This is a genomic window from Bacillus pumilus (assembly GCF_024498355.1).
In the GTDB taxonomy this organism is placed as follows: domain Bacteria; phylum Bacillota; class Bacilli; order Bacillales; family Bacillaceae; genus Bacillus; species Bacillus pumilus_P.
Genome location: NZ_CP101833.1, coordinates 1892612 through 1916291 on the forward strand (window position 1 = coordinate 1892612; position 23680 = coordinate 1916291).

Consider the following 23680-nt stretch of genomic DNA (forward strand, 5'->3'; position numbering starts at 1 on the left):
AACGATATGTTTTAGATTACAGTTCCTTTACATGAAACATCTCTCTCCATTGGTAAATCAGACCACAAAATAGCTCGGTCCCGCACCATATCAAGGTTTTGAAAGGATAGAAAACGTTCTGATGAAAACGTGTCCAATCGCAGCGAAAAAAATTTATTTTTCTTCTTCAAACTCTTTATTTTTTCTCTTTTTCGATAAATAAACGAATTTCTTCTAAAAAAACATCCCCGTATTTCTCTCTTTTTTGAGCTCCGATACCCTTAATATGGAGAAGTTCTTCTTCCGTTTTAGGCTCCACTGCTGACATTTCCTTCAAAGTTTGATCTGAAAATACAACAAATGGCGGGACGCCCTGCTCTCTCGCTAACTTCATTCTCACAGCTCTCAATCGCTCAAATAATGCGTCGTTTTCTTGAATGGCCTCTGCTTTGATCGCCTGCTTTTTATATACAGCTTCTTGTCCTACTAACACTTTCTTTCCTTTATGTGTCACCTTTAGCGTTGGATAAGCCCCTTCAGACATGTGCAAATACTCTTCTGTAATTAAAAATTCGATGAAGTCACTAATTTGCTGGGCTGAATGTCGTTTCATTAAAGCATATGTAGGAAGCCGGTCGAAACCAAGGTCAAGCACTTTTTTGTTTTTAGAGCCTGCCAGTACTTGGGCAATCATCATTTTTCCGAATCGTTCATTCATTCTAACCGTACACGATAAAACCATTTGCGCTTCTCTTGTAACCTCTTCACGCTCTCTCTCGTCTAGGCAATTGCCGCATTTTTGGCAAGGGGCGCTTGTTGATTGATCAAAGTAGTCCATGACAAATTGCTGTAGACACTGCTCGGTATGACAGTAATCCACCATTTGTCTTAGTTTAAGCAGTTCATGCTGATACCGCACTTCATCTTCTGTCGACTGTTCAATAAGAAAACGCTGCACTCGTACGCCTTGGGGTGAAAACAGTAAAATACATTCACTTTCAAGACCATCTCTGCCGGCGCGCCCAGCTTCTTGATAATAACTTTCAATATCTCTTGGAATTTGATGATGAATTACAAAACGTACATTCGACTTATTAATCCCCATGCCAAATGCAGACGTGGCGACCATCACCTGGATGTGATCATTTAAAAAAAGGTTTTGCTGCTCTTCCCTCACATCGTCATCTAATCCACCGTGATAAACACCAGCTTTGATCTTTTGTTTTTTTAGGCGATTGTAAATGTTATCTGCTTCTTTTCTTGTAGCTGTATAAATAATGCCAGACTCACGGCTGTTTTTCTTCATATATTGTGTGATAAAACGGTCACTATTTTCTCCTTTGATCACTTGAAAAGACAAATTTTCTCTAGCAAACCCAGTAAAGATGGTTTCTTGCTCGTTCATGCCAAGCTGTTCACATATATCTTGGTGGACCTTCTTCGTGGCCGTAGCTGTTAATGCGATAATCACTGGCCTTTTTGACAGTTTGTTTAAGCATTCTTGAATATAGCGATAGCTTGGCCTAAAGTCATGCCCCCACTCAGATATACAGTGCGCTTCATCAATAGCGATGAAGGGGATCGTCAACCGATTAAGCAGCTGAAAGAAGCGCTCATTTTGTAAGCGTTCAGGCGTGATATAAAGCAGCTCATATTCCCCATTTTCGCATTTTTTCAGCCTTTCATTCATTTCACGTGCTGACAGTGTGCTGTTTAAAAAGGACGATCGTATCCCCATCTCGTTTAACGCATCAACCTGATCTTTCATTAAAGAAATGAGCGGAGAAACAACGATCGTCGTTCCTTCCATCATAAGGGCAGGAATCTGGTAGCAAACCGATTTTCCCCCGCCTGTCGGCATGATGCAGACGGTATCCTTCTGTTTGCTCACAATCGATTCAATGGCCTGTTTCTGTCCCTGCCTAAAGGCGTCGAAGCCATAGTATTGTTTAAGAAGTGCTTCTGCTTGTTCTAACATCCAATTCCCTCTCCGTCATTTGTTTTGTCTATTTTAACATACATTCATGCTTCTACATGCCGTCTGTTGAATTTCGTCTTTTCACAAAATAAAAAGCCATTTTCCAAAATGGAAAATGGCTTGAATCATCCTAGGAAAAGCTGCGGATGCCGTAATCTAAGTAAGAAAGTTTTAAACCACCACTCCTCAAAGTGGGTGTTTGCAGAAACGTTCCTGTCTTCCTCTCTAAGGAGGCATGACATTCCGGCTTCAATATAAAACTCCCTATTACAGCTTAAAGGTTAAAACTTAATTAACATTACGCGCATCGCAGCCTTTAAACTATACTACACGAAAGTTTATTAAATTTCAAGAGATCTTTTTTCTATTAAATACTCATGTATACAAGACATTTGTGCTTGCGTATACAAGAAAACATTATTCTGAAAAAATTTAACTTCTTCCTATTTTTCTTCAATCAACATCTTGCTCTTCCTCTAATCTTTCATACGTGTCTGAATGCATCTGATCCATTGTTTCTCTATTTGTTAAATCACGCATTTGATCGGAAAACGACCGATCAAACTCATTCGGATCTTGATTGGTTTCTTCGTTCTTCTTTGCATCGATTGAATAACGTGTATATGGTACTGCTTTTAACCGTTCGTATGGAATGTCTTTTCCTGTTTTCTCACATATCCCATATGTCCCGTCTTCCATTCGTTTCAGTGCTGCATCAATTTCACCTTCAAGCTGACCATCGACTTGATCCAGCGTTTGTTCTGTCATGCGGTCTAAATAGATGCTGCCATGATCAGCGATGTGATTCCCAACACCATTTGAAATCTCATTTGATTCCGCCAGCATGGATTCTTCTTTCTTTTTTGATCCTTTCACATCCTCTTGTAATTGAATCAGTCTTTCGTATAAATCAGCTTTTTGTTCTTTCGTTAAGCCCACGGTCAATCACTCCTTTCTCATTACCTTCCCGCTACAAGGTAAATAAAAACATCAAAAAAGCTACCGCCTCTTTGGCAGCAGCTTTTTCCTTTTAAAGCGTGCGAAGTGCTTCTTCTATTGGTTTGTCCCCTTTAATTAAGTCAAAGGACTTATTTTTCACATTGGATTCTGTTAAGCTTTCCACAAGAACAATGGCTACATCTTCTCTTGAGATCTCAATGGTTTGATCATCTGGGATATGCACGGCAGCTTCGATTTTTCCTGTCTTTTCCTCATGCAGCAAGGCACCTGGACGGACAATGGTATAGGAAAGGCCAGACTGTTTTAAATGTTTATCTGCTTTTCTTTTCGCTTCATAATAAATTTCCATACTTCCTTGCCCTTTTCCTTGGTTAGGGTTATCGGCATTATAGGAACTCAGCATAACAAAATGCTGAATGTTTTCTTTTTTGGCTGTATCAACGAGGCGTTTGGCACCTTCTTGATCCACCGCAATGGTCTTATCTGCACCTGTTTTTGAGCCTGAACCAGCTGCAAAGATGACAGCTTCTGCTTGTTTCACAGCAGATGTAACATCCTTTTCAAGATCACCGATGACAGGTGTTGCACCAAGTTCTTTTAGTGCATCCGCTTGTTTTTCATCTCGAATGAGAGCAAGCGGCTCATGTCCTTTTTCTTTTAAATAACGAATGACGAGTCTGCCTGTATGTCCATTTGCTCCAGCAACTAATACTTTCATTGTTCATTCTCCTTTCTGTATCTGTTTCATCTTTATCCTTTTTTGCTATCATTCAAACACCTAAACAAAAAAAGCCCTTCCCAGCAAATATGGGTAAGGGCTCAGACAATGTGCGATCTATTAAAATAAGAACAAAGAATGAGAAAAGTGCATGTGATCTATGTAATCGCAACGTTGATCAGCAAAGATGTTTTGTTAAAATGGCTTGCACATCACTCAAATCTGTGTCTTTAGAAAAATCGAGTTCAAATACTTTTGAGCTTGTGACGAGCAGTATACCTGTGTCCTGATCAAACACGCCAGCTTCTTGAATGGCAAAACTTTCAATTGATCGATACGGCAAGGAGACCCTGACTTTCTTCTTAGAAAATACGCGGTTATCGCCAAAGATCAGTCGTTTATTGGTGAAACAAATTTGGTCGTGACGCAGTCTGTAAACAGCCTCAATTCTTTCCCCTTCAATCAATAAGGATTCGAATTTTTTATGATCATTTTGTTTACTGACAGAAAAAATACCCACGTAAACCCCCTCTTCCTGCATCAAATTCCTTTATGACAAAACGGCCACACGGCTCTGTGGGTACGTTTTATTCTCATTTATAGAATACGCTATAAATGGTCGTTATTCCATTACGAATAGATTAAATTTCATTTAACTTTTTCTTTTTGATCCGATGCTCTTTCCTCTACTTATTTAGACTGTTAAAGCAGGAAAAAAGTTTCAGTTCTTTTCTAGAAAAAAATGCTTCATCATCCCATAAAAAAACAGTGATTGTTCAAAATCACTGTTTTAGATGGCTATTCATCTTTTGGTGTATCAATGGTTCCCTCGGCATACACATCAGAAATCTGTTCAAGCGTAATCGCCATATTAGCATCCTCGTTATCGTGCCAAGCATGTTGGTTTTTCTGCTCGTCTGTTTGCTGCTTTTTCATCATCATCACCCTTTACTGTTTTTCTTAGTATGAGTGATGATCCTCAAAATCATTCAGCAGAAATATCTTCGAAATACTCCTTGTAATACCCGCCTACTTTACCCGTATTATCAACAACAAAGAGGAATTCCTCTGTTTCATTTTTCACTTCATATGTGCTTCCAACCGTTAATGCCCGGTCGACCATATATTTTTTCGCATTCGTATGTACACATTTTACTTGTTTTAACGTTTGAGCCGTTTGCCAGTTTTGATGGATCATGATTAAAAACTCCTTTTTTCATCTATACATTTATTGTAGCCAATTTTTCGTGAAATGCAATGAGTGTTATGGATTGCATTCAAACATGTCGTGTAATATGATGAATGTATACGTTTACATATGTGTGCGTATACATGTTCAGTTGCTTCATGTCCGCTTTTTCCACCTAGAACTCGCAGAACAACCCATATCTTTAAGGAGGTTTGTTTATTTATGAGCTCTACAACACTTCAAATTAGTTCAAAACTCGAATCTTTTCTCCAAGGGACAAAAAAACTCTACATCAACGGCCAGTTTGTCACAAGTCACGATCATAAAACCTTTTCTACTCCTAACCCAGCCACAGGCGAAACCCTTATTGATGTATATGAAGCAGGTGCGATTGATATTGATGAGGCAGTGAAAGCTGCTAAAAAAGCCTTTCATGGTCCTTGGCGCTCAATGTCTGCCGCTGAACGCGCTCGGCTTATGTTTAAGCTTGCAGATTTAATGGAAGAAAATCAAGAAGAGCTTGCTCAGCTTGAAACACTTGATAACGGAAAGCCAATTAATGAAACAACAAATGCGGATGTCCCTCTCGCCATTGAGCACATGCGCTATTACGCAGGCTGGACCACAAAAATGACTGGACAAACCATTCCTGTCAGTCAGGGTTATTTTAATTATACCCGCCATGAGCCTGTTGGTGTTGTGGGACAAATCATTCCTTGGAACTTCCCGTTGCTGATGGCCATGTGGAAAATGGGTGCTGCCCTCGCAACAGGTTGCACTATCGTTTTAAAACCAGCAGAACAAACACCACTTTCTGCTCTTTATTTAGCTGAATTAGTGGATAAAGCCGGTTTCCCAGAAGGCGTAATTAACATCGTTCCTGGATTCGGTGAAACAGCCGGGAATGCACTTACCGATCACCCTGATGTCAACAAGCTAGCCTTCACAGGATCAACAAGTGTTGGGAAATTAATCATGGAGAAAGCCGCTAAATCCATTAAGCGCGTCACATTAGAACTTGGCGGAAAATCGCCAAACATTATTTTACCAGATGCAGATTTAAAGAAAGCCATTCCAGGTGCTTTAAACGGCGTCATGTTTAACCAAGGCCAGGTATGCTGTGCAGGTTCACGGGTCTTTGTTCACCGGAGCCAATACGATGAAGTGGTCGATCAAATGGCCAAATATGCGACATCACTTAAGCAAGGCGCCGGTCTCCATCAAGATACGCAAATCGGACCTCTTGTGAGTAAAGAGCAGCACGAACGCGTATTAGGCTATATCGAAAAAGGTAAATCAGAAGGTGCAACAGCCGTTGTCGGTGGTGATTGCCCTTATGAAGCAGGCTACTTCGTCTCTCCTACTGTTTTTAAGGATGTAGAAGATGACATGACCATCGCTAAGGAAGAAATTTTCGGACCTGTTTTATCCGCAATTCCTTATGATTCCATTGATGAAGTGGTCGAACGGGCCAATCAATCTGACTATGGATTAGCCGCAGGACTTTGGACAGAAAACTTAAAGCATGCCCTTGATATTGCTGCACGTCTTGAAGCAGGAACAATTTGGGTCAACTGCTATAATGTCTTTGATGCCGCCTCCCCGTTTGGAGGATATAAGCAGTCAGGTTTAGGCAGAGAAATGGGTTCGTATGCGTTGAATAATTACACTGAAGTGAAAAGTGTATGGATTAACCTCCAAGATTAATAGACAAGCAGCAAAGCCGATGGCAATGTCATCGGCTTTTTTGTGATTGCATGTGACAGGCAGGCTCCTGAATATAGTAGTAAAGGAAAGGAGCATAGCCGAATATGCAAGGTTTCAAAACGAGAGTAAACGAGTATATTGAGGAACTGCACAAACAAGTAGAACGCAGACAACGAGAAGATGGCGCTTTTGTTTTCTGCTTTGAAGGCTCCATGATGACAAATGCTTTTTTAATTATGCTGTTAAAGGCTGTCGGCGATCCAGATCAGGCATTCATTCGTCAATTGGCAGAAGCGATACGCGCGAAGCAAAATGAGGATGGTTCCTTTTCTCTCTATCATGATCAAACGGGACATTTAACAGCCACAGTGCAAGGCTATTGCGGAATGCTCGTTTCAGGCAGGTTTCAACAAGATGAGCCTCATATGGAAAAAGCAGCACAATATATTCGATCAAAAGGTGGTTTAAAGAACGTTCATTTTATGACAAAGTGGATGCTCGCCGTAAACGGAATGCACCCTTGGCCCTACTTCTATGCACCACTTTCTTTTTTACTCATCCCTACATACTTTCCGCTGCACTTCTACCATCTTAGTGCATATGCAAGAATTCATTTTGTGCCGATGATGATTGCACTGAATAAGCGGTATACCTCTCATGCAAAGTTTCCATCCTTAGCACACCTTGATGAGAGCATGTCTAAAAATCCATTTGACTGGTTTATGGCAAGAGAAGAACGTTCAACTCACCACTTTTTGACGTATATGCGATCATATGTAGCCTTAGACAGCCGGTTGGACTTTTTCGGGTATGAAGCGGCTAAACGATATATGTTTGACCGTCTTGAAAAGGATGGCACGCTGTACAGCTACTTAAGTGCGACCATCTTTATGGTCTATGCGCTCATGAGCCTTGGGTACTCTCCGGGATATCATCTTATCCAAAAAGCGGTGAAAGGCATGAAAAAGCTTGTCAGCTCCTGTCAAGGCGAGCTGTATGCTGAGAATTCTACATCCACAGTTTGGGATACTGCGCTTGTCAGTTTTGCTTCTCAAAAAGCAGGCAGAAAACGAGAAGAGCCCCTTATCACAAAGTCTTTTACATACTTGCTGAATCGGCAGCAAATGAAGAAAGCAGATTGGGCGTTTCATAACCGCCATGCCGCTCCGGGGGGCTTTGGTTTCTCAGATATCAATACGAATAACCCTGATTGTGATGACACCCAAATTGTGTTAAAAGCCATTCCTAAAGCATGCGCACCTGTTCAATGGAGACGAGGTTTTGATTGGCTCCTTTCCATGCAAAACCGTGATGGCGGCTTTTCTGCTTTCGAAAAAAATCAAGATCACTTCTTGCTTCGTCATCTCCCGCTCGAATCTGCGGAGGATGCGGCCATTGATCCATCTACTCCCGATATTACAGGCCGCGTGCTTCATCTTATTGGTCTCGAGGAGAAAAACATTTCTCCATCAATTCTTAGACAGAAAGATCAATGTGTAAAATGGCTCTTTGAACATCAAGAGAAAAACGGATCATGGTTTGGCAGGTGGGGCGTTTGCTATATTTATGGAACCTGGGCAGCGTTAACAGGACTTAAAGCTGCGGGCATCCCCTACTCACACCCTGCCGTTCAAAAAGCGTGCCGTTTCTTAAAACAGATTCAACTAGAAGATGGCAGCTTCGGAGAATCGTGCAAAAGTGCAGAGGTAAAAACGTTTGTCCCGCTCCCATTTGGCACAGTGGTTCAAACTGCTTGGGCCGCAGAGGCTCTTTTGCAATATGAGAAGCCAGATGACAAATCGATTTTAAAAGCCATTTCATTTTTGGTGAATCATCAGCATTCCAATGAAGCCTTGTACTATCCAGTGGGCATTGGCCTTCCAAAGCAGTTTTATATCACCTATCATAGCTATCCTTTTGTATTTCCAATGATGGCTTGTTCCACATTTTTAGAAGAAATGGGGCGTATCAATGAATAAGGAAGAATATCGAATGCAGCTCAAAGAGTGGCTTAGCTCTTTTCAAAACGTGGTTCAAGATGAAAAAATCCGTCAGAAAACAGAAAATTTATTGTTAAAAATGAATGATGAGCGCTCAAGTGAACAAGAGTGGTATGAACTTGCTGAAAGTATTGCAGTTGACATGAACCAGCCCGAAGCACTGCGAGATGTAGCAGCTGGAGGTCACCAATTACCACCTCTCCCTTATCGGTATGAAGCACTAGAACCCTATATTTCAAAAGAGATTATGTATTTGCACCACCAGAAGCATCACCAATCATATGTCGATGGCCTGAACAAAGCTGAGCTTGCGTTAAAAAAAGCAAGAAGAACAAATGATTTTACGATGATCAAGCACTGGGAACGTGAGCTTGCCTTTCATGGGGCGGGACATTATTTACATTGTATTTTTTGGTTTTCCATGAGTCCTTCAGGAAAAAGAAAGCCTACTGGTCAAATGCTCCGCCTCATTGAGCATTCGTTTGACAGCTATGACGCATTCCAATCCCAATTTTCAGCAGCTGCTAAACAAGTAGAAGGTGTTGGCTGGGCTATTCTCGTATGGGTGCCCCGAACACAGCGTTTAGAAATTTTACAGGCAGAACGTCATCAGCTTTTATCGCAATGGGATGTCATCCCTCTTCTGACCCTTGATGTATGGGAGCATGCCTACTACCTTCAATATCGGAATGAAAAGGCGCAATACGTAGACAGGTGGTGGAATGTAGTTGACTGGCGTGAGCCAGAAGCAAGACTTAAACAAGCGCAACAAGTCAAATGGACACCATTTTGAGATTTTACTCTATGTAGGCACAAGCCTATGTGGAGTATTTTCAGTTTACATAATTTTATTATTGAAACCCATCTAAAGAATGGGTTGTTTTTTCAGAAAATTCATTTAAAATAAGAAAGATATGTGAGGAAAGAGAGCTGAAGCAATGAATGAAGATTTTATTAACTATTAGTCACTTTGCAGGAAGAACCTTTGCGATTTGGGTCATTGTATTTGCGTGTCTTGGGTTTGCCTTTCCTTCCGAATTTTCTAAGATTGGACCTTATATTCCTTTTTTACTCGGTATCATTATGTTTGGGATGGGGCTTACCCTGTCTGCTGAAGATTTTAAAGAGCTGTTTCGAAAACCTCTCTATGTGTTGATCGGGGTTCTGACGCAGTACACACTTATGCCGCTTATTGCCTTTTTGTTAGCTTATGGATTACGGCTGCCTTCTGAAATCGCTGTAGGCGTTATTCTCGTAGGCTGCTGTCCAGGTGGTACAGCATCCAATGTCATGACCTTTTTGGCGAAAGGAAATACGGCATTATCTGTAGCCGTCACCACCATATCGACGCTCCTTGCTCCCTTTTTGACCCCTGTCTTTATTTTAATCTTTGCAAGATCTTGGTTACCAGTATCGCCGGGTGCTCTATTTTTGTCGATTGTACAAGTTGTGCTGATTCCAATTATTTTGGGCGTCATCGTTCAGTTGTTTTTTAAAAAACAAGTGACATATGCGGTTCAAGCACTCCCGCTTGTATCTGTTGCCGGAATTGTGGTGATCATTGCAGCAGTTGTCAGTGCAAATAAAGAGCAGATTCTTCAATCTGGCTTGCTTATTTTTGCAGTTGTCGTTTTACATAATGGTCTCGGTCTTTTATTTGGTTACCTCATTGCAAGATGGTGCAAAATGGATATTCCTTCTCGAAGAGCCATCTCGATAGAAGTAGGCATGCAAAACTCTGGCCTGGGCGCAGCTCTTGCAACAGCACATTTCTCGCCCCTCGCAGCCGTACCAAGTGCGATTTTTAGTGTGTGGCATAATTTAGCTGGATCCTGGCTTGCGACATATTGGTCAAAACGAGGAAATCAGGAAATCGAAAAGAAAAAAAGCTAGCACCTTAACGGGTGCCAGCTTTTCATGTCGATCATTATCCTTCAAGCAATAGCTGCTCAGGATCTTCAAGCAAGTTTTTAATCGTGACGAGGAATCCAACTGCTTCTTTTCCATCGACAATACGGTGATCGTAAGAAAGAGCCAAATACATCATTGGACGGTTTTCAAAACGTTCTTCATCAATCGCAACAGGACGAAGCTGAATTTTGTGCATTCCTAAAATCCCAACTTGAGGGCTGTTTAAAATTGGTGTCGAAAGCAGAGAACCAAATGTTCCGCCGTTTGTGATCGTGAATGATCCACCTTGTAACTCACTAAGAGACAATTTGTTGTCTCTTGCTTTTTTCGCAAGATGACCAATTTCTTTTTCAATCCCGGCAAATGACAATCTGTCTGCATCACGGACAACCGGTACGACAAGTCCTTCATTTGCAGCGACAGCGATGCCGATGTCGTAGAATTTCTTCAAGACAAGTTCATCACCTTGAATTTCTGCATTAAGAAGCGGATATTTCTTCAGTGCTGCTACAACTGCTTTTGTGAAGAAGGACATGAAGCCAAGTTTCACATCATTTTGTTCAAGGAAGGCATCTTTACGACGCTTTCTTAAATCCATCACAGCTGTCATATCAACTTCATTAAATGTTGTCAGCATTGCAGCCGTTTGTTGAACTTCAACTAAGCGTTTTGCAATCGTTTGTCTGCGGCGTGACATTCTTTCACGCTCAACTGGTTTTCCTGCTTGATCATTCTGCACCGCAGCATTTGCTTGTGGCGCGGCTTTTGGTGCTCTTGCAGGTGCTTCATTCTTTTGATAAGAAGCTACATCCTGCTTTCGTACCCTGCCCAGCGGATCTACGGTTGGAATCTCAGATAAGTCTAGCCCCTTCTCTCTTGCTAATTTTCTAGCTGCAGGAGAAGCGATGGTTCTGCCATTACCAGATTTCGGCTCTTCTTTTGCTGCTGCTTCTTTTTGTTCAGCTGCCGGTTCTTCTTTCGAAGCTGGTGCAGAATCTTGCTCAGGTGCTGGAGCTGCGGACTCGCTTCCGCCAGCTTCACCTGCTGCAATGGTTCCGATGACTTCTCCAACTTGTACAGTGTCACCAGAATCTTTCAGTACTTCTTTGAGTACGCCAGATTCTTCGGCTGTCAGTTCGACATTGACTTTATCTGTTTCAAGTTCTAACAGGTATTCTCCCTGCTCAACATAATCGCCCGGCTGCTTTAGCCATTGAGCAATCGTTCCTTCCGAGATCGATTCCGCTAATTCAGGTACTTTAATTTCCGCCATTTTTCATTTCCCCCTTAGTTTTTGCGAGTCAAGCTATCAGATACAATTCGTTCTTGTTCTTTTTTATGCACAGTTGGATCACCCTCAGCCGTACTTGAACGTCTTCTTCGGCCGATGTAACGTACTTTTACTTTTTCAGGCGCTATTTCACGTAAATATGGCTCAATGTATCCCCAAGCCCCCATATTTTGTGGTTCTTCTTGCACCCATACGATTTCTTCTAAGTTTGTCAGTTTCGTTAAAATTGCTTTAATATCTTTGGCCGGGAATGGATATAGTTGTTCCACTCTTGCAATATGAAGCCAATCTTTTGGCTCTTCCATTTGAGTAAAACGATCACTAATATCGATCGATACCTTCCCGCTAGATAGAACGAGTCGTGAAACTTTTTCATGATCATGCACAATACCTGGCTGTTCAAGAACTGGACGGAACTGTCCATCCGTTAATTCTTGGACTTCAGACAATGTGTTCGGATTACGAAGCAGACTCTTCGGTGTCATGATGACAAGCGGACGAATCTCTTCACGAAGCAGCATTTTTGCCTGTCTTCTAAGAATGTGGAAGTATTGCGCTGCACTTGTCAGGTTCGCAACTGTCCAGTTATTCTCAGCAGCTGATTGCAGGAAGCGCTCTGTTCTTCCACTTGAATGTTCAGGACCTTGTCCTTCATATCCGTGCGGCAAGAGCATGACTAGACCTGATTTTTGTCCCCATTTTGCGCGGCCTGCTGAAATAAATTGATCGAAATACACTTGAGCCGCATTTGCGAAGTCTCCAAATTGAGCTTCCCAAATCACTAATGTTTCAGGAGAATAGACATTATAACCATATTCAAATCCGATGACAGAGCCTTCCGACAGTGGACTGTTATGGACTGTAAATGATGCATTCACATCACTCAGTTCATGAAGAGCAATAAATTCATTTCCCGTTTGACTGTCGTGAAGAACAAGGTTTCTTTGAGCAAATGTGCCTCGCTCTGAATCCTGTCCGGTCATTCGAATTGGCGTACCGTCTTTTAATATAGATGCAAATGCGAGTGCTTCACCAAGTGACCATTCCACTTTACGGTCATCTGTAAACACCTTTGCACGTTTTTCAAGGATCCGCTTTAGCTTACCGAATACTTGGAAATCTTTCGGCCAGCTAATTAATTCTTCGTTCAGCTTTCTTAATACATCAAATTCTACTGATGTATCCACTGCTGGGAAGCCATTAGATACAGGCTCTGGCAGTTCGATTTCTTGAATCGTATGTTCTTTCTTTGAAGGCACTTTTTTATAGGCTTCTTCTATCTTCGTCGTCACAGCCTGCTCGATTTCTTCTCGTTGTTCTTTTGTCAGAAGACCTTCTGTGACAAGTTTATCTGCAAAGATATTCTTGACCGTTTTATGCTTTCTGACTGCATCATATAGCATTGGCTGAGTTGTAGAAGGCTCATCCATTTCGTTATGACCATATCTGCGGTAACCGATCAAGTCAATTAAGAAATCCTTCTTGAAGCGTTTGCGGTATTCTACAGCTAGCTGAACAGCCGCTAAACATGCTTCCGGATCATCTGCATTGACGTGCACAATTGGAATCTCAAAACCTTTTGCAAGGTCACTTGCATATTTCGTCGAACGAGATTCATTGCTTTCCGTTGTGAACCCGATCATGTTGTTTGCAATGATATGGATGGTTCCACCAACTTGATAGCCTACAAGTTGACTTAAATTTAATGTTTCTGCCACAATTCCTTCTCCAGGAAATGCCGCATCACCATGAATTAAGATGGCTAACGCTTTTTCAACGTCTTGTACTGGATAGCCTTTTTGAGTACGTAATTCCTGAGCGGCACGTGTGCTTCCTTCAATAATTGGGTCAATAAACTCCAAGTGACTTGGGTTATTAGCAAGCGTGACTCTCGCACTCTTTGTATCTTCGTCTTTAATTTGACGATCAGCTCCAAGATGGTACTTGACATCCCCTGTCCATCCGTAGCTAATGCCAATAGAGCCTTCTGATGGAACAAGCTCTTTATTTGGCGCATGCTGGAATTCTGAGAAAATGATCTCATATGGTTTTCCTAAAACATGTGCTAATACATTTAAACGGCCTCTGTGTGCCATTCCAATGTTAATATTTGAAGTCCCTTGTGTAACAGACTCTGATATAATTTCATCAAGTACTGGGACAAGTGCATCTAATCCTTCGATAGAAAAGCGCTTTTGCCCAACAAATGTTTTATGCAGGAACTGCTCAAAGTACTCGACTTCTGTTAATCTTTTGAATACAGAAACTAGTTTATCCGCTGGTTTTTTCTTAAATAGTTCACCAGACTCGATAGAGCTTGAGAGCCAGTTTCGTTCTTCGAAGTCATGCACGTGATCAAACTCAAATGAAATGGTGCGCTTATACGTATTTCTCAAATGGTTAATGGCTTCTATGCCGTTTGAAATGTGTTTTGGTGCGTCTGCACTAATAATCGATATCGGAATATTCTTGACATCTTCTTCTGTTAAACCGTACTCCTTTAAAGGGAACAGCTCTTGTAATTCCTTTTCTTTGCGAAGAGGATTGACGGAAGCATTTAAATGGCCATACGTTCTGATGTCTTCTGCCAGTTTAACGACTGATGCTATCTTTTGGATTTGTTCAGAAGTAACTACATTATTTTCTTTTTTCCCAATTTCCTCCTTCATTTCACTCGGTGGTGCACCAAGTTCATCAAATATGCCTCTTAGATCTTCGTCAACACTATTAGGATCTTGGACATACTGATCGTAGAGCTCGAGCACATAGCCGAGGTTCGGACCATGAAATTCTTCCCAACTCAACGGTTGTTTCACATCATTTTGAAACATTTTGAACACTACCCCCAACTTTGATCATCAAGTGATTGAACACTATCTCGATATAACTTCCAGAACACAATGACCAAATTTATGTAATAAAACGCTTCCAATAATATTCTACCACTGTTTCGGATTACTTTCTACATTCTTTGTTCAATTAAAGATAAAAAATTCACAGAAAAACAAAAAATTTAAATCATTCCGAAAAATATTTTGAAGAAAGGGGCAAAACCTTATGCCCCAATGCTTTTATGCAGCAGTTTCTTCAATAATGGATATAAGACATCTGGCAATGTATCGACATCTGGTACAAAAATGCTGAACTTGCCATACATATCTTGGATGGTTTTCATCTGTGCTTCTTCAATCGGCGAATTGGATAAAAACACGTTGATCACTTCAATTCCCTTTTTCCTCGCTTCAAGAACTGCTTCATGTGTATCCACGATCCCATTTTGTTCGTAGCTGAACGCGGCTGGCTCTCCGTCTGAGAATACAATGAGAAACTTTTGCTCTTCTCTTCGTTTTAAAATCATTTTCGTCATTTGACGAATCGCATAGCCGTCCCGGTTATCCTCTTCTGGCTCAAGTGACATAATGGAAGGTCCTGCATCAAATAAAGAATCTTTGAACGACACGACTGTGTTGAAATAGTTCGGCTGGCTTGTTTCTGTTGCATCGTTTGTATCTTCCCAAAACCCAACAATTTGATGTGGTACTTGAACGGATTTTAAGGCTTCATGAAATAGAACAATTCCCTTTTTCGTCTCATCCATCTTGTCAAACATGCTTGCAGAACAGTCAACTAATAAGGTGAAAACAGCATCAATTTGAGAAGACGGTGCCTGCTTTTTATAGAAAAGACGCGGGTTAGACTCTGTAAAATAGCGAATGAGCTTTTTACTCAGACGGCCTGCATGAAGATCCGTTTTCGGCCATGATTTTTTATGTTCAAGTGTTTTTTGAATCATCTGCTTTAAGCGTTTCTGGTAAGGCTCAATCGCCTTTGCATGCTGCTTGTACACATCTATTTGCTCTGGCTCAGGCGGGTCTGGTGATATCATAATTGGAAACGCATATTTGTTCTCTTTTCCATTCTCATGAGCACCTGCTCCGCTTTCTTCGCCTTCAGCCTCTTCTAATGCTTCGAGCTTTGAATAATCTTTTCGATGTGTTTGTTTTGCAGAGCCTTGAACAGTTCCAAGCGCCTGGTCTCCATCGTCACCTTCTCTTGCTGCATCCTTGCCGAGATCACTTTTCCCGCCGTGTTCTAAATCAAATTGAAGGAAGCTTTTTGATGGCGCTTCAGTTTCCCTATGCCATACTTCCATATATTCTTGGTGGATGTCTTCATCCCCCTGTTTTTCCCGGTCGACTTTGATGTCCTCACTTAATTTAGGTTTTCTTTTTAAGTCATGGAACAGCGGTTCTTTTGCCGCTTTTTCATAGTCCAATTCTGGAAAGAAAAAGTACGTATTCAGCATATCTTTTTCAAGAAGCTCATCAAAGCCTTCTGTCAATCCTTTTACAATGGTTGCGATGTCAGATGTTGAACCTGCTTCATATACACGTTCAAGACTTGACTCAATAAACGGAATCATTGGATGAATCTGCTCGTGAAGGGGCGGAATCTCTTCCAGCGGTGAATCAGCTGTCAGCTTTACATACATTGCACAAAAGAGTGCATCCGTTAAAATGGTTCGTTCTTGGTTAATCGTTAATTGCGTCTTAAAGTGACGCCTGTAAAGCTCTCTTCTCCGTTTAAACACCTTTTTTGTTCCTGGGCGGTCGCGTTTAATTTGCTCTTCAATCCGGATATCTTCAAACAGCATAAACAATTGTTTACATACATTAGGAATGGATAATGTGTGGGCGTAGCGGATCATGTCCTCAAATACAGTGAGATCACTATAGACTGTCCCTACTGCACGCAGGAAAACATCACTTTTTAGCCCTGCTGTCATGTCTTCTTGATTACGATCATCCCAAAAATGGCTGATGAAAATTTTCTTTTCAAAAGGTTCATAGTAGGACTGCACACCGTATTCAAGCTCGACATCATCACTTTTCGCTAACGTTTTGGCTAAATCTGTTAATTCCATAAATAGAAATGAATCGATTCTGCTGTCATTAAATTTGATGAATTTCAAAAGTCAGAACCTCACTCGAATAATGTTTGGGCGATATTTCTTACCGCTGCTTTTTCCCGGTCATCTTCTAGCTTTTCAACAATCCCTCGTTCAATGGCACGAAGCGGCGGGATATATTGCGCAAGATCACATGTATCTAAGAGGGCGCGAATGGATGCTGCTTCTTCACTGACCTGTCCATTGTGTGCTTGTGTAATCAAGTCTGATGAGAGCTGTACGAATTGGGCGATTAACCGCTCATCCTTTAAAACAGATTGAGATTGAAGGACATCTTTCAGGATGCCGCCGCCGATGTAAGGAACATCAATGACAACAAAACGGTTTTTCAGGGCTTCATTTAGAGGCACTGTGCCAACATACCCTTCGTTGATTGCCGCAATCACGCCAAAGCCCTCTTCTGCTCTGACAACCTCACCTGTAAATGGGTTTGTCATCATTTTTCGGTAGTCGAGTACACCGTTTAAAATAGGCAGGGTTTCCGGTTTCGCCATGTTGATTTCATCAATATATAAAAGGTGGCCTTTTTTCATTGCTTTTGTAACGGGTCCTTCAATGAATTCAATAGAAGCGATCTGACCATCATTGTGGATGGTTTTATAGCCAATTAAGCTTTCTGCATCTAGATCAACCGAGCAGTTCACACTGTGCATCGGCTGCTGAAAGAAAGCGGATAAAGTTTCTGCTAGTTTTGTTTTACCTGAGCCAGTTGGCCCTTTTAATAGAACGTTTTTTCCTAGTGCTAGTGCAATCATGGCATCTTGAATGATAGAAGTATCCTGTGATTCATAGCCGCCTGTTCCAATGAGCGGACGGAATTCTTCTTCTAGCACTTTTGCTTTTGCTTCGATCATTGCTTGAATTTCTTCTGGGAGTGATTGTTGGTTGAACATATATGATTAATTCCTCTCTTCGATCATTTTCCTCACCAAGTATACTAAAAAAACCTTTATGCACTCAATACATAAAGGTTCGTCTTCTGTTATTTTACCATTTCTTTTGTGATCGCTCCGCAAGCAATTCGCTTTCCAGAGTTTCCAGAAGGGTTGCTTAAATAATCATCTGCTTCTGCATGAATGATAAAGCTTCGCCCATTTTGACCGATTAATTGATTCGGACCTCCCTTTAACGTCACATCTGGTACATTGACGACGACATCAATTTGGCCATCTGCTCCTACCTCTAAATTAGGCATATCTCCAGCATGATGCCCCTTTGGGTTGTCAAAGCCATGCTCCCTATGGGTTGGATTAAAATGAGGACCTGCCGTTTCAAAATCTGGCGCTTCACATACACCTGTCTCGTGAATATGGAAGCCATGAGGACCTGGCGGTAACCCTTTTGCTTTTACGTGTAGATCCAGACCATTTGCTGAAGATTCTCTCACTTCGATGCTTCCTATTTTCTGCCCACTTTCATTGATCAATGAAGTGGTCACCGGCGCTTGTTTAGGTGCTGCAACTTCATGACTTTCTTCTGCCATTTCTTTTTTCGGCGGTGCATGACATGCTGATACGAGAAAGACCAAACACATCATGATCGTCCACACTGACTTTTTCATATGACTGCCCCCTTTTCCTTTTGTTATCAGTATGGACAATCTCATGAGAGGGCAAACAAAAAAAGCCGAAAACCGGCTTTTTTAGAAGAAACGTTTTGCACCTAAATAGGCTTTTTTCCAATATGAGTTACTTAAGTTCGAAATACCTACTCCGCTGTCACTTGCATGAAGGAAATCTCCTCCACCCAGGTATAGTCCCATGTGAGAAGGACCTGCTTTGTATGTTGTAAAATAAACAAAATCTCCAACTTGCGGTGTGCTGACAGGCGTCATCATATTCCAGTAGCCCGCTGTGCTTAATCTAGATACAGATGAAACCTTGTTAATGAGATAGTAAACAAAGCCGCTGCAATCAAACCCAGCTGGTGTATTACCGCCCCATCTGTAAGGAATTCCTGTCAGCTTTTTACCTTCTTGGATCATCGTCGTGATTTTTGCATTCATTGGAACATCGGTTTTGTTATTGTTGACCGGAGTTGTTGAACCGTTAGACGTAGAACCATTAGAGCCGGAAGCCGTACCATTAATTTTTAACACTTGTCCAATTCTAAGCACATCACTTTTCAGGCTGTTTGCCGTGCGAATGGATTGAACCTGCACCTTAAACTGAATCGCAATTTTCCATAATGAATCACCTGATTTTACGGTATAAGATGTTGTTTTCCCGCTTGAAGACGGGTTGCTAGGTTTAGCAGGGGCTTTCGGCTGACTTGGTTTTGATGCAGCCGTCCCTTTTACTTTCAATACTTGATTCGGATAAATCATATCAGATTTTAATCCGTTTAATGTTTTGATTTCACCAATCGCCATATTTAACGAATTCGCAATTTTCCAAAGGGAATCGCCTAATTTGACCTTGTATGTACTAGATGATGATGAACTATTTGAGTTCGTCGTCTTATTGCTTGAGTTTGAATTTGATGACTGACTGCCGCTCGTCTTCGTGCTCCCAGAGACTTTCAGCTTTTGACCTGGTCGAATCAGGTCACTGTTTAAGCTGTTTAGGCTTTTCAAGCTTGCGACTGACATTTTATGATTTTTCGCAATCAGCCATAGTGAATCTCCAAGCTTTACAGTATAGCTAGATGTCGTTGAAGCACCTGATTTCGTCGCTTTTGAGCCTGTTGATGAGCTGGTTTTTTTACTTTTTGCGCCAGGAATCTTTAAGCTTTGTCCTGCAAAAATCATCGTCGTTTTTAATTGATTAAGAGATTGAAGCTCCGAAATACTTGTATTGTACTGTTCGGCAATCTTCCAAAGTGAGTCACCGCTTTTCACCTTGATCGTCTGTGCTTCTGCCGGTGCAGCAATAACAGCTGAGCCTGCGATCGCTGAAACTGTGAGGCCGGTTACTACTTTTTTCTTCATAGATGAATCTCCGCCTTTCATGATTTCGTTCAACAAAACTTATGTACTAGTTTTGAGTTTCGCATTTAACGGTTCTGCTTCTCTTGCACTATTTTATCTTTATTTCTATTATATTACTCGACATGAAGACGTTGGGCAATAACAAATAGGTTAGAGCAGCAAACTCAAAATGCTAAAACAACGCCATATCGTTTCTATCGGCTGTTTGCTGTATTTATAAACATTTTTTAAGGAATTTTTAAGTTGACGTTTAGAAATATGTCAAAACAAGCACTTTGCTAGTTTCATAGTTCTATTCTACATGACAAATTTTTCTGTATCAAATGACTTTTTACTTAATTGGCTGTTTTTTCTCCTCAAATGAAAAAAGCATCCTTCCCAATGAAGAATGCAGCGATTCGTTTTTATTTTCTTATTTCCGGATCTTTCACGGTGAGCGGATAAAGCACTCCTTCTTTAGCAAACGACATCTTTCCCGTTTCTTCTGATACAACGAGAACCAGTGCGTCGGTCATCCCAGAAAGACCGATGGCCGCCCTGTGTCTTGTGCCAAGAGAAGGACTGACTTTTTTTGAGGTGAGCGGCAGCACATTTGCAGCGGAAACGAGTGTATTTTCTTTCACTAAAAGAGCACCATCATGAAGTGGATTTCCCGGATAGAAAATGCTTTCTATTAATGATGCACTAATTTTCGCATGGAGGTTTGTGCCTCTTTGGATAAAATCCTCGACTTCATCCCTCCTTTGAATCACAATAAGCGCTCCGTGCTTTTGTTTAGATAAATGCTCAATCGCTAACGAAAATTGAGCAAATCCAGGCGTGAATTCCTCCATATATGATTGTAAATAAAACGAGGAAGCCTCTGCATGCATTTCATTAAACTGATCATGCAATGATTCGAGGTCACAAAGAAGACATTGTTCCGTCTCATCAAGTGAATCGGCAATTTTCCTTGCATCCATCATGATTTGCATCAAATGTGATTTCATTTCTAATTTAAACATCGCTTCTTCGTTTGTGCGATTTAACATCTTGACCATTTCCCTCCTTCTTTGGCTTGTGTCATAAAATAACAAATTGTGCACATTCTATTTGTATGGAGGTGAACTCAATATGACCATTCAGAAAGTCATTCAATATGCTTGCAGCATTTTAGGTGTTGTCAGTCTTTCTTTTATTTATGCCCAAATGTTTAAAAAAACGAAGCCATCAAAGAAAAATAATCCGACGGAGAATTGATTTTTTTACATAGCATGATATAATTCCTCTCGTTATTTCTGTTCAGAGAGGAACTGATGATGAGAGAAACAAATAGCATTCGAACAAAGTTGACACAATTTCTAACCATTTTGATCCCGATTTTAATCACACAAGCGGGTCTTTCGCTTATTACGTTTTTAGACACGGTGATGTCTGGAAAGGTGAGCGCAGAAGACCTTGCGGGTGTCGCGATCGGTTCCAGCATTTGGACACCTGTTTATACAGGGCTTGCCGGTATATTAATGGCCGTTACTCCGATTGTGGCCCAGCTGATGGGTGCAGACCAAAAACAAGACGTTCCTCGGGCTGTCTTTCAGGCCATCTATTTATCCTTTCTTTTAAGTGTCGTTGTGATCGTCATTGGAACGATTAGCGTCCCTTTCATATTAGGAGGACTTGGTCTTGACCCATCCGTTGAGGATATTGCCCGGCATTTTCTCAGCTTTCTTGCTTTTGGGATCATCCCGCTGTTTGGTTATTCAGTGCTGAGGTCATTTATTGATGCATTAGGGAAAACACGTGTGACGATGTTTGTTACGTTAACAGCACTTCCTATTAACTTTGTTTTAAATTATTTATTGATATTTGGGAATTTTGGCTTGCCAAAGCTAGGCGGTGCAGGGGCTGGCCTTGCATCTGCGATGACGTATTGGGCCATTTTCATCATGAGCATTTGTATTGTCATCAAGGCAGAACCATTTGCCTCATTTCGTTTGTTTCAAAAACTGCCTCGGTTCAACATCTCCCGTATGGGGCAAATACTGAAAATCGGTATCCCTATTGGGTTTGCGATCTTTTTTGAAACGAGCATTTTCGCAGCTGTCACGCTTTTAATGGGTCACTTTGATACCGTGACGATCGCCAGTCACCAAGCAGCAATGAACTTTGCTTCTATCTTATACATTTTACCGCTTAGTATTTCAATGGCTTTAACGATCGTCGTTGGCTTTGAAGCCGGTGCCATGCGGTATAAAGACGCACAAATCTACAGCTATATTGGAATTGGAACTGCTGTTTTATTCTCATTATGTACGGCAGCACTCATTTTGTTATTTAGACCAGAGATCGCAGGTTTATATACAACTGACTCGGCTGTTTTACAGCTGACACAGCACTTTTTGATTTACGCAATCTTTTTCCAGTTGTCAGATGCGATCGCTGCACCGATTCAAGGGGCTCTTCGCGGCTATAAAGATGTGAACTATACACTCATTGCAGCTTTTTTCTCTTACTGGGTCATCGGGCTTCCTGCCGGCTACCTGATTGGCACATATACCTCATTTGGGGCGTTCGGCTATTGGATCGGTCTCATTGCAGGGCTTGCCGCTGGTGCAATCGTCCTCTTTATCCGTCTCAGGTTGATTGAAAAACGACTGATTCAACTTAAACATGCACCCAATCATTAAATACGACACAAAAAAGCAGCTGATCCTTGTCAGCTGCCTTTTTCATTAGTCATTCCATTGATACGTCCAGAAAATTTCTTCATCCAACCATTTTTGGACGACTGGTTCTTTGTTTTTCAGTTTCTGCTCAATTTCTCTCAGTATGCCTTCTGTTTGTGTTCTGTGCGCTCTCAGTGCATTTAATTTGATATCTGCTACATCTGTAATATTGATCACAATATCTGCATTTCCTAGCACTTCTTCTCTATTTCTCGTAATGGCCATGCAGTATGTGACAGGACGGTCTTCTTTTTTCTTGCGGTAAAGAGCACGGATGACGGCTTCCCCTGTCGCATCATGATCAGGGTGTACACCGTGTCCTGGGTAAAACGTGACAATAAGTGTTGGTTTGACTTCATCGATGATGTTTTCCATCACATCCGCCAAATACTCATCATCTTCAAATTCGAGCGTCTTATCACGTAGTCCAAGCATACGTAAATCCGTGACATCCATTTCTTTGCATGCATTGATTAATTCCTGTTTTCGTAATTCAGGAAGTGTCTCACGGTTGGCATATGGTGGGCTGCCCATAATTCTGCCCATTTCCCCAAGTGTCCCGCATGCATACGTGACTGGAATTCCGCGTTTTCTGCTTTGTGCGATGAGACCTGCGACCCCATAGGATTCATCATCGGGGTGAGGCAGCATCACTAATACATGTTCGTTCATCACTCGTCACCCTTTCTCCTACACCTGAAATGGTGTTTCACTAATTTGTAATGAGATCGCTAGTTTCCCGTCTGGCAAGTGCCCTGCTAATAGCAGGCGGCCTTGTTCATCAAACACATAGTCGGTCAAGCCTTCTGCGTAAATCCAGCCATCTTCTGTTTTCATTCCAACACGGTACGGACCTTGTCCTTTTATTTTCGCCTGCGAATAGACAACTTTCGCATTGCGGATATACGCCACGACCGTCATATTTTGTTCATTTACATGAGCTGAATAAGAACCAGTTGTCGTTTCAAGATGAACGAAGACTGGACGATTTAAAAACGATTCAAGATGTGCAGTGACATCTTCCGTTTGAATTGGTTTCATGAGTGGTTCCTTCCTTCATTTTGAATTAATTCTCGCAGCTTTTTCGTATGTAAGCTGATCAGCTGCAATTGATGATCATGCTCAAGCTCACTTTCTAATATTCTCTCCACAGCGAGCACATACTTTTGATGTAACGATTTTCTCGCCCGCGGATGGGTGCGAGCATCCAGTAAATCATCACGTATGGCCTCGTATAAAGAAGACATATCATCGACATCAAGCTGACGATTTTTCCATAAAGATCGATAAGCGGCTGTAAGCTCATTGGCTGATGACATGTGATCACCTCTACAGTTTTGGTAA

General features: G+C 41.5%; 22 protein-coding genes and 1 other RNA gene. 6 read left to right on the plus strand and 17 right to left on the minus strand.

Annotated features, from left to right (window positions below):
• Positions 1 to 175: 175 nt before the first annotated feature.
• The 7 genes from recQ to NPA43_RS09425 form a co-directional block, all read right to left on the minus strand.
• Positions 176 to 1957 (minus strand): DNA helicase RecQ, encoded by a 1782-nt coding sequence (gene recQ / locus NPA43_RS09395; RefSeq protein WP_099727886.1) that lies wholly within the window; start codon positions 1955 to 1957, stop codon positions 176 to 178.
• A gap of 133 nt (positions 1958 to 2090) precedes the next feature.
• Positions 2091 to 2276, minus strand: a non-coding RNA gene (gene ssrS / locus NPA43_RS09400) — 6S RNA.
• A gap of 134 nt (positions 2277 to 2410) precedes the next feature.
• On the minus strand, positions 2411 to 2896 hold the full coding sequence (locus tag NPA43_RS09405; protein WP_249705112.1) for a TraR/DksA family transcriptional regulator: 486 nt from the start codon (positions 2894 to 2896) through the stop codon (positions 2411 to 2413).
• A gap of 91 nt (positions 2897 to 2987) precedes the next feature.
• Complete coding sequence (locus tag NPA43_RS09410) at positions 2988 to 3635, minus strand: SDR family oxidoreductase (RefSeq protein ID WP_256498690.1); 648 nt, start codon at positions 3633 to 3635, stop codon at positions 2988 to 2990.
• Positions 3636 to 3813: 178 nt separating this feature from the next.
• Positions 3814 to 4155 (minus strand): PH domain-containing protein, encoded by a 342-nt coding sequence (locus NPA43_RS09415; RefSeq protein ID WP_191095724.1) that lies wholly within the window; start codon positions 4153 to 4155, stop codon positions 3814 to 3816.
• Positions 4156 to 4433: 278 nt separating this feature from the next.
• On the minus strand, positions 4434 to 4571 hold the full coding sequence (locus NPA43_RS09420; protein ID WP_099727889.1) for a DUF4025 domain-containing protein: 138 nt from the start codon (positions 4569 to 4571) through the stop codon (positions 4434 to 4436).
• Between the two features lie 49 nt (positions 4572 to 4620).
• Positions 4621 to 4833, minus strand: a complete 213-nt coding sequence (locus NPA43_RS09425) for a DUF6501 family protein (protein ID WP_024422683.1) — start codon at positions 4831 to 4833, stop codon at positions 4621 to 4623.
• Positions 4834 to 5046: 213 nt separating this feature from the next.
• On the opposite strand from NPA43_RS09425, the gene NPA43_RS09430 reads away from it, so the two are divergent.
• The 4 genes from NPA43_RS09430 (at position 5047) to NPA43_RS09445 (ending at position 10424) form a co-directional block, all read left to right on the plus strand.
• Positions 5047 to 6531, plus strand: a complete 1485-nt coding sequence (locus tag NPA43_RS09430) for an aldehyde dehydrogenase family protein (protein ID WP_256498692.1) — start codon at positions 5047 to 5049, stop codon at positions 6529 to 6531.
• A gap of 104 nt (positions 6532 to 6635) precedes the next feature.
• Positions 6636 to 8510, plus strand: coding sequence for a terpene cyclase/mutase family protein (locus NPA43_RS09435; RefSeq protein ID WP_256498693.1), 1875 nt, complete (start codon positions 6636 to 6638; stop codon positions 8508 to 8510).
• Positions 8503 to 9324: a superoxide dismutase gene (locus tag NPA43_RS09440; protein ID WP_256498694.1), complete on the plus strand. Its 822-nt coding sequence runs from the start codon at positions 8503 to 8505 to the stop codon at positions 9322 to 9324. Before NPA43_RS09435 ends, NPA43_RS09440 begins: the two co-directional genes overlap by 8 nt.
• Before the next feature lie 149 nt (positions 9325 to 9473).
• Positions 9474 to 10424, plus strand: a complete 951-nt coding sequence (locus NPA43_RS09445; protein WP_256498695.1) for a bile acid:sodium symporter family protein — start codon at positions 9474 to 9476, stop codon at positions 10422 to 10424.
• Positions 10425 to 10458: 34 nt separating this feature from the next.
• Here NPA43_RS09445 and odhB read toward each other — a convergent pair whose 3' ends face one another.
• From odhB to cdaS, 7 genes are all read right to left on the minus strand, one after another.
• On the minus strand, positions 10459 to 11715 hold the full coding sequence (gene odhB / locus NPA43_RS09450; RefSeq protein ID WP_256498696.1) for a 2-oxoglutarate dehydrogenase complex dihydrolipoyllysine-residue succinyltransferase: 1257 nt from the start codon (positions 11713 to 11715) through the stop codon (positions 10459 to 10461).
• A gap of 14 nt (positions 11716 to 11729) precedes the next feature.
• Positions 11730 to 14564 carry a 2-oxoglutarate dehydrogenase E1 component gene (gene sucA / locus NPA43_RS09455; RefSeq protein ID WP_099727895.1) on the minus strand — a complete coding sequence of 945 codons (2835 nt, stop codon included), beginning with the start codon at positions 14562 to 14564 and terminating at the stop codon, positions 11730 to 11732.
• Positions 14565 to 14788: 224 nt separating this feature from the next.
• Entirely contained in the window at positions 14789 to 16705 is a 1917-nt protein-coding gene (locus NPA43_RS09460; RefSeq protein WP_256498697.1) for a vWA domain-containing protein, read from the minus strand.
• An 11-nt stretch (positions 16706 to 16716) separates the two neighbouring features.
• Positions 16717 to 17595 (minus strand): ATP-binding protein, encoded by an 879-nt coding sequence (locus tag NPA43_RS09465; RefSeq protein ID WP_249705117.1) that lies wholly within the window; start codon positions 17593 to 17595, stop codon positions 16717 to 16719.
• 89 nt (positions 17596 to 17684) lie between these two features.
• On the minus strand, positions 17685 to 18263 hold the full coding sequence (locus NPA43_RS09470; protein WP_099727898.1) for a superoxide dismutase family protein: 579 nt from the start codon (positions 18261 to 18263) through the stop codon (positions 17685 to 17687).
• An 81-nt stretch (positions 18264 to 18344) separates the two neighbouring features.
• On the minus strand, positions 18345 to 19631 hold the full coding sequence (locus tag NPA43_RS09475) for a C40 family peptidase (protein WP_249705118.1): 1287 nt from the start codon (positions 19629 to 19631) through the stop codon (positions 18345 to 18347).
• 404 nt (positions 19632 to 20035) lie between these two features.
• A complete protein-coding gene (gene cdaS, locus NPA43_RS09480) occupies positions 20036 to 20662 on the minus strand; it encodes a sporulation-specific diadenylate cyclase CdaS (RefSeq protein WP_099727899.1) in 627 nt (208 codons plus the stop codon).
• An 82-nt stretch (positions 20663 to 20744) separates the two neighbouring features.
• Between cdaS and NPA43_RS09485 the strand changes: the two genes are divergently transcribed.
• Together NPA43_RS09485 and NPA43_RS09490 are read left to right on the plus strand one after the other, a co-directional pair.
• Positions 20745 to 20870 carry a hypothetical protein gene (locus tag NPA43_RS09485; protein WP_003215647.1) on the plus strand — a complete coding sequence of 42 codons (126 nt, stop codon included), beginning with the start codon at positions 20745 to 20747 and terminating at the stop codon, positions 20868 to 20870.
• 59 nt (positions 20871 to 20929) lie between these two features.
• Entirely contained in the window at positions 20930 to 22297 is a 1368-nt protein-coding gene (locus NPA43_RS09490; RefSeq protein ID WP_256499673.1) for an MATE family efflux transporter, read from the plus strand.
• A 45-nt stretch (positions 22298 to 22342) separates the two neighbouring features.
• Here NPA43_RS09490 and bshB2 read toward each other — a convergent pair whose 3' ends face one another.
• Genes bshB2 through NPA43_RS09505 form a run of 3 tightly spaced genes read right to left on the minus strand, consistent with a single transcriptional unit; the run spans position 22343 to position 23655 of the window.
• Positions 22343 to 23008: a bacillithiol biosynthesis deacetylase BshB2 gene (gene bshB2, locus NPA43_RS09495; RefSeq protein ID WP_230030287.1), complete on the minus strand. Its 666-nt coding sequence runs from the start codon at positions 23006 to 23008 to the stop codon at positions 22343 to 22345.
• An 18-nt stretch (positions 23009 to 23026) separates the two neighbouring features.
• Positions 23027 to 23377 carry a YojF family protein gene (locus tag NPA43_RS09500; RefSeq protein ID WP_008346474.1) on the minus strand — a complete coding sequence of 117 codons (351 nt, stop codon included), beginning with the start codon at positions 23375 to 23377 and terminating at the stop codon, positions 23027 to 23029.
• Positions 23374 to 23655, minus strand: a complete 282-nt coding sequence (locus tag NPA43_RS09505; protein WP_249705120.1) for a hypothetical protein — start codon at positions 23653 to 23655, stop codon at positions 23374 to 23376. The genes NPA43_RS09500 and NPA43_RS09505 overlap by 4 nt, the downstream gene beginning before the upstream one ends.
• Positions 23656 to 23680 lie beyond the last annotated feature (25 nt).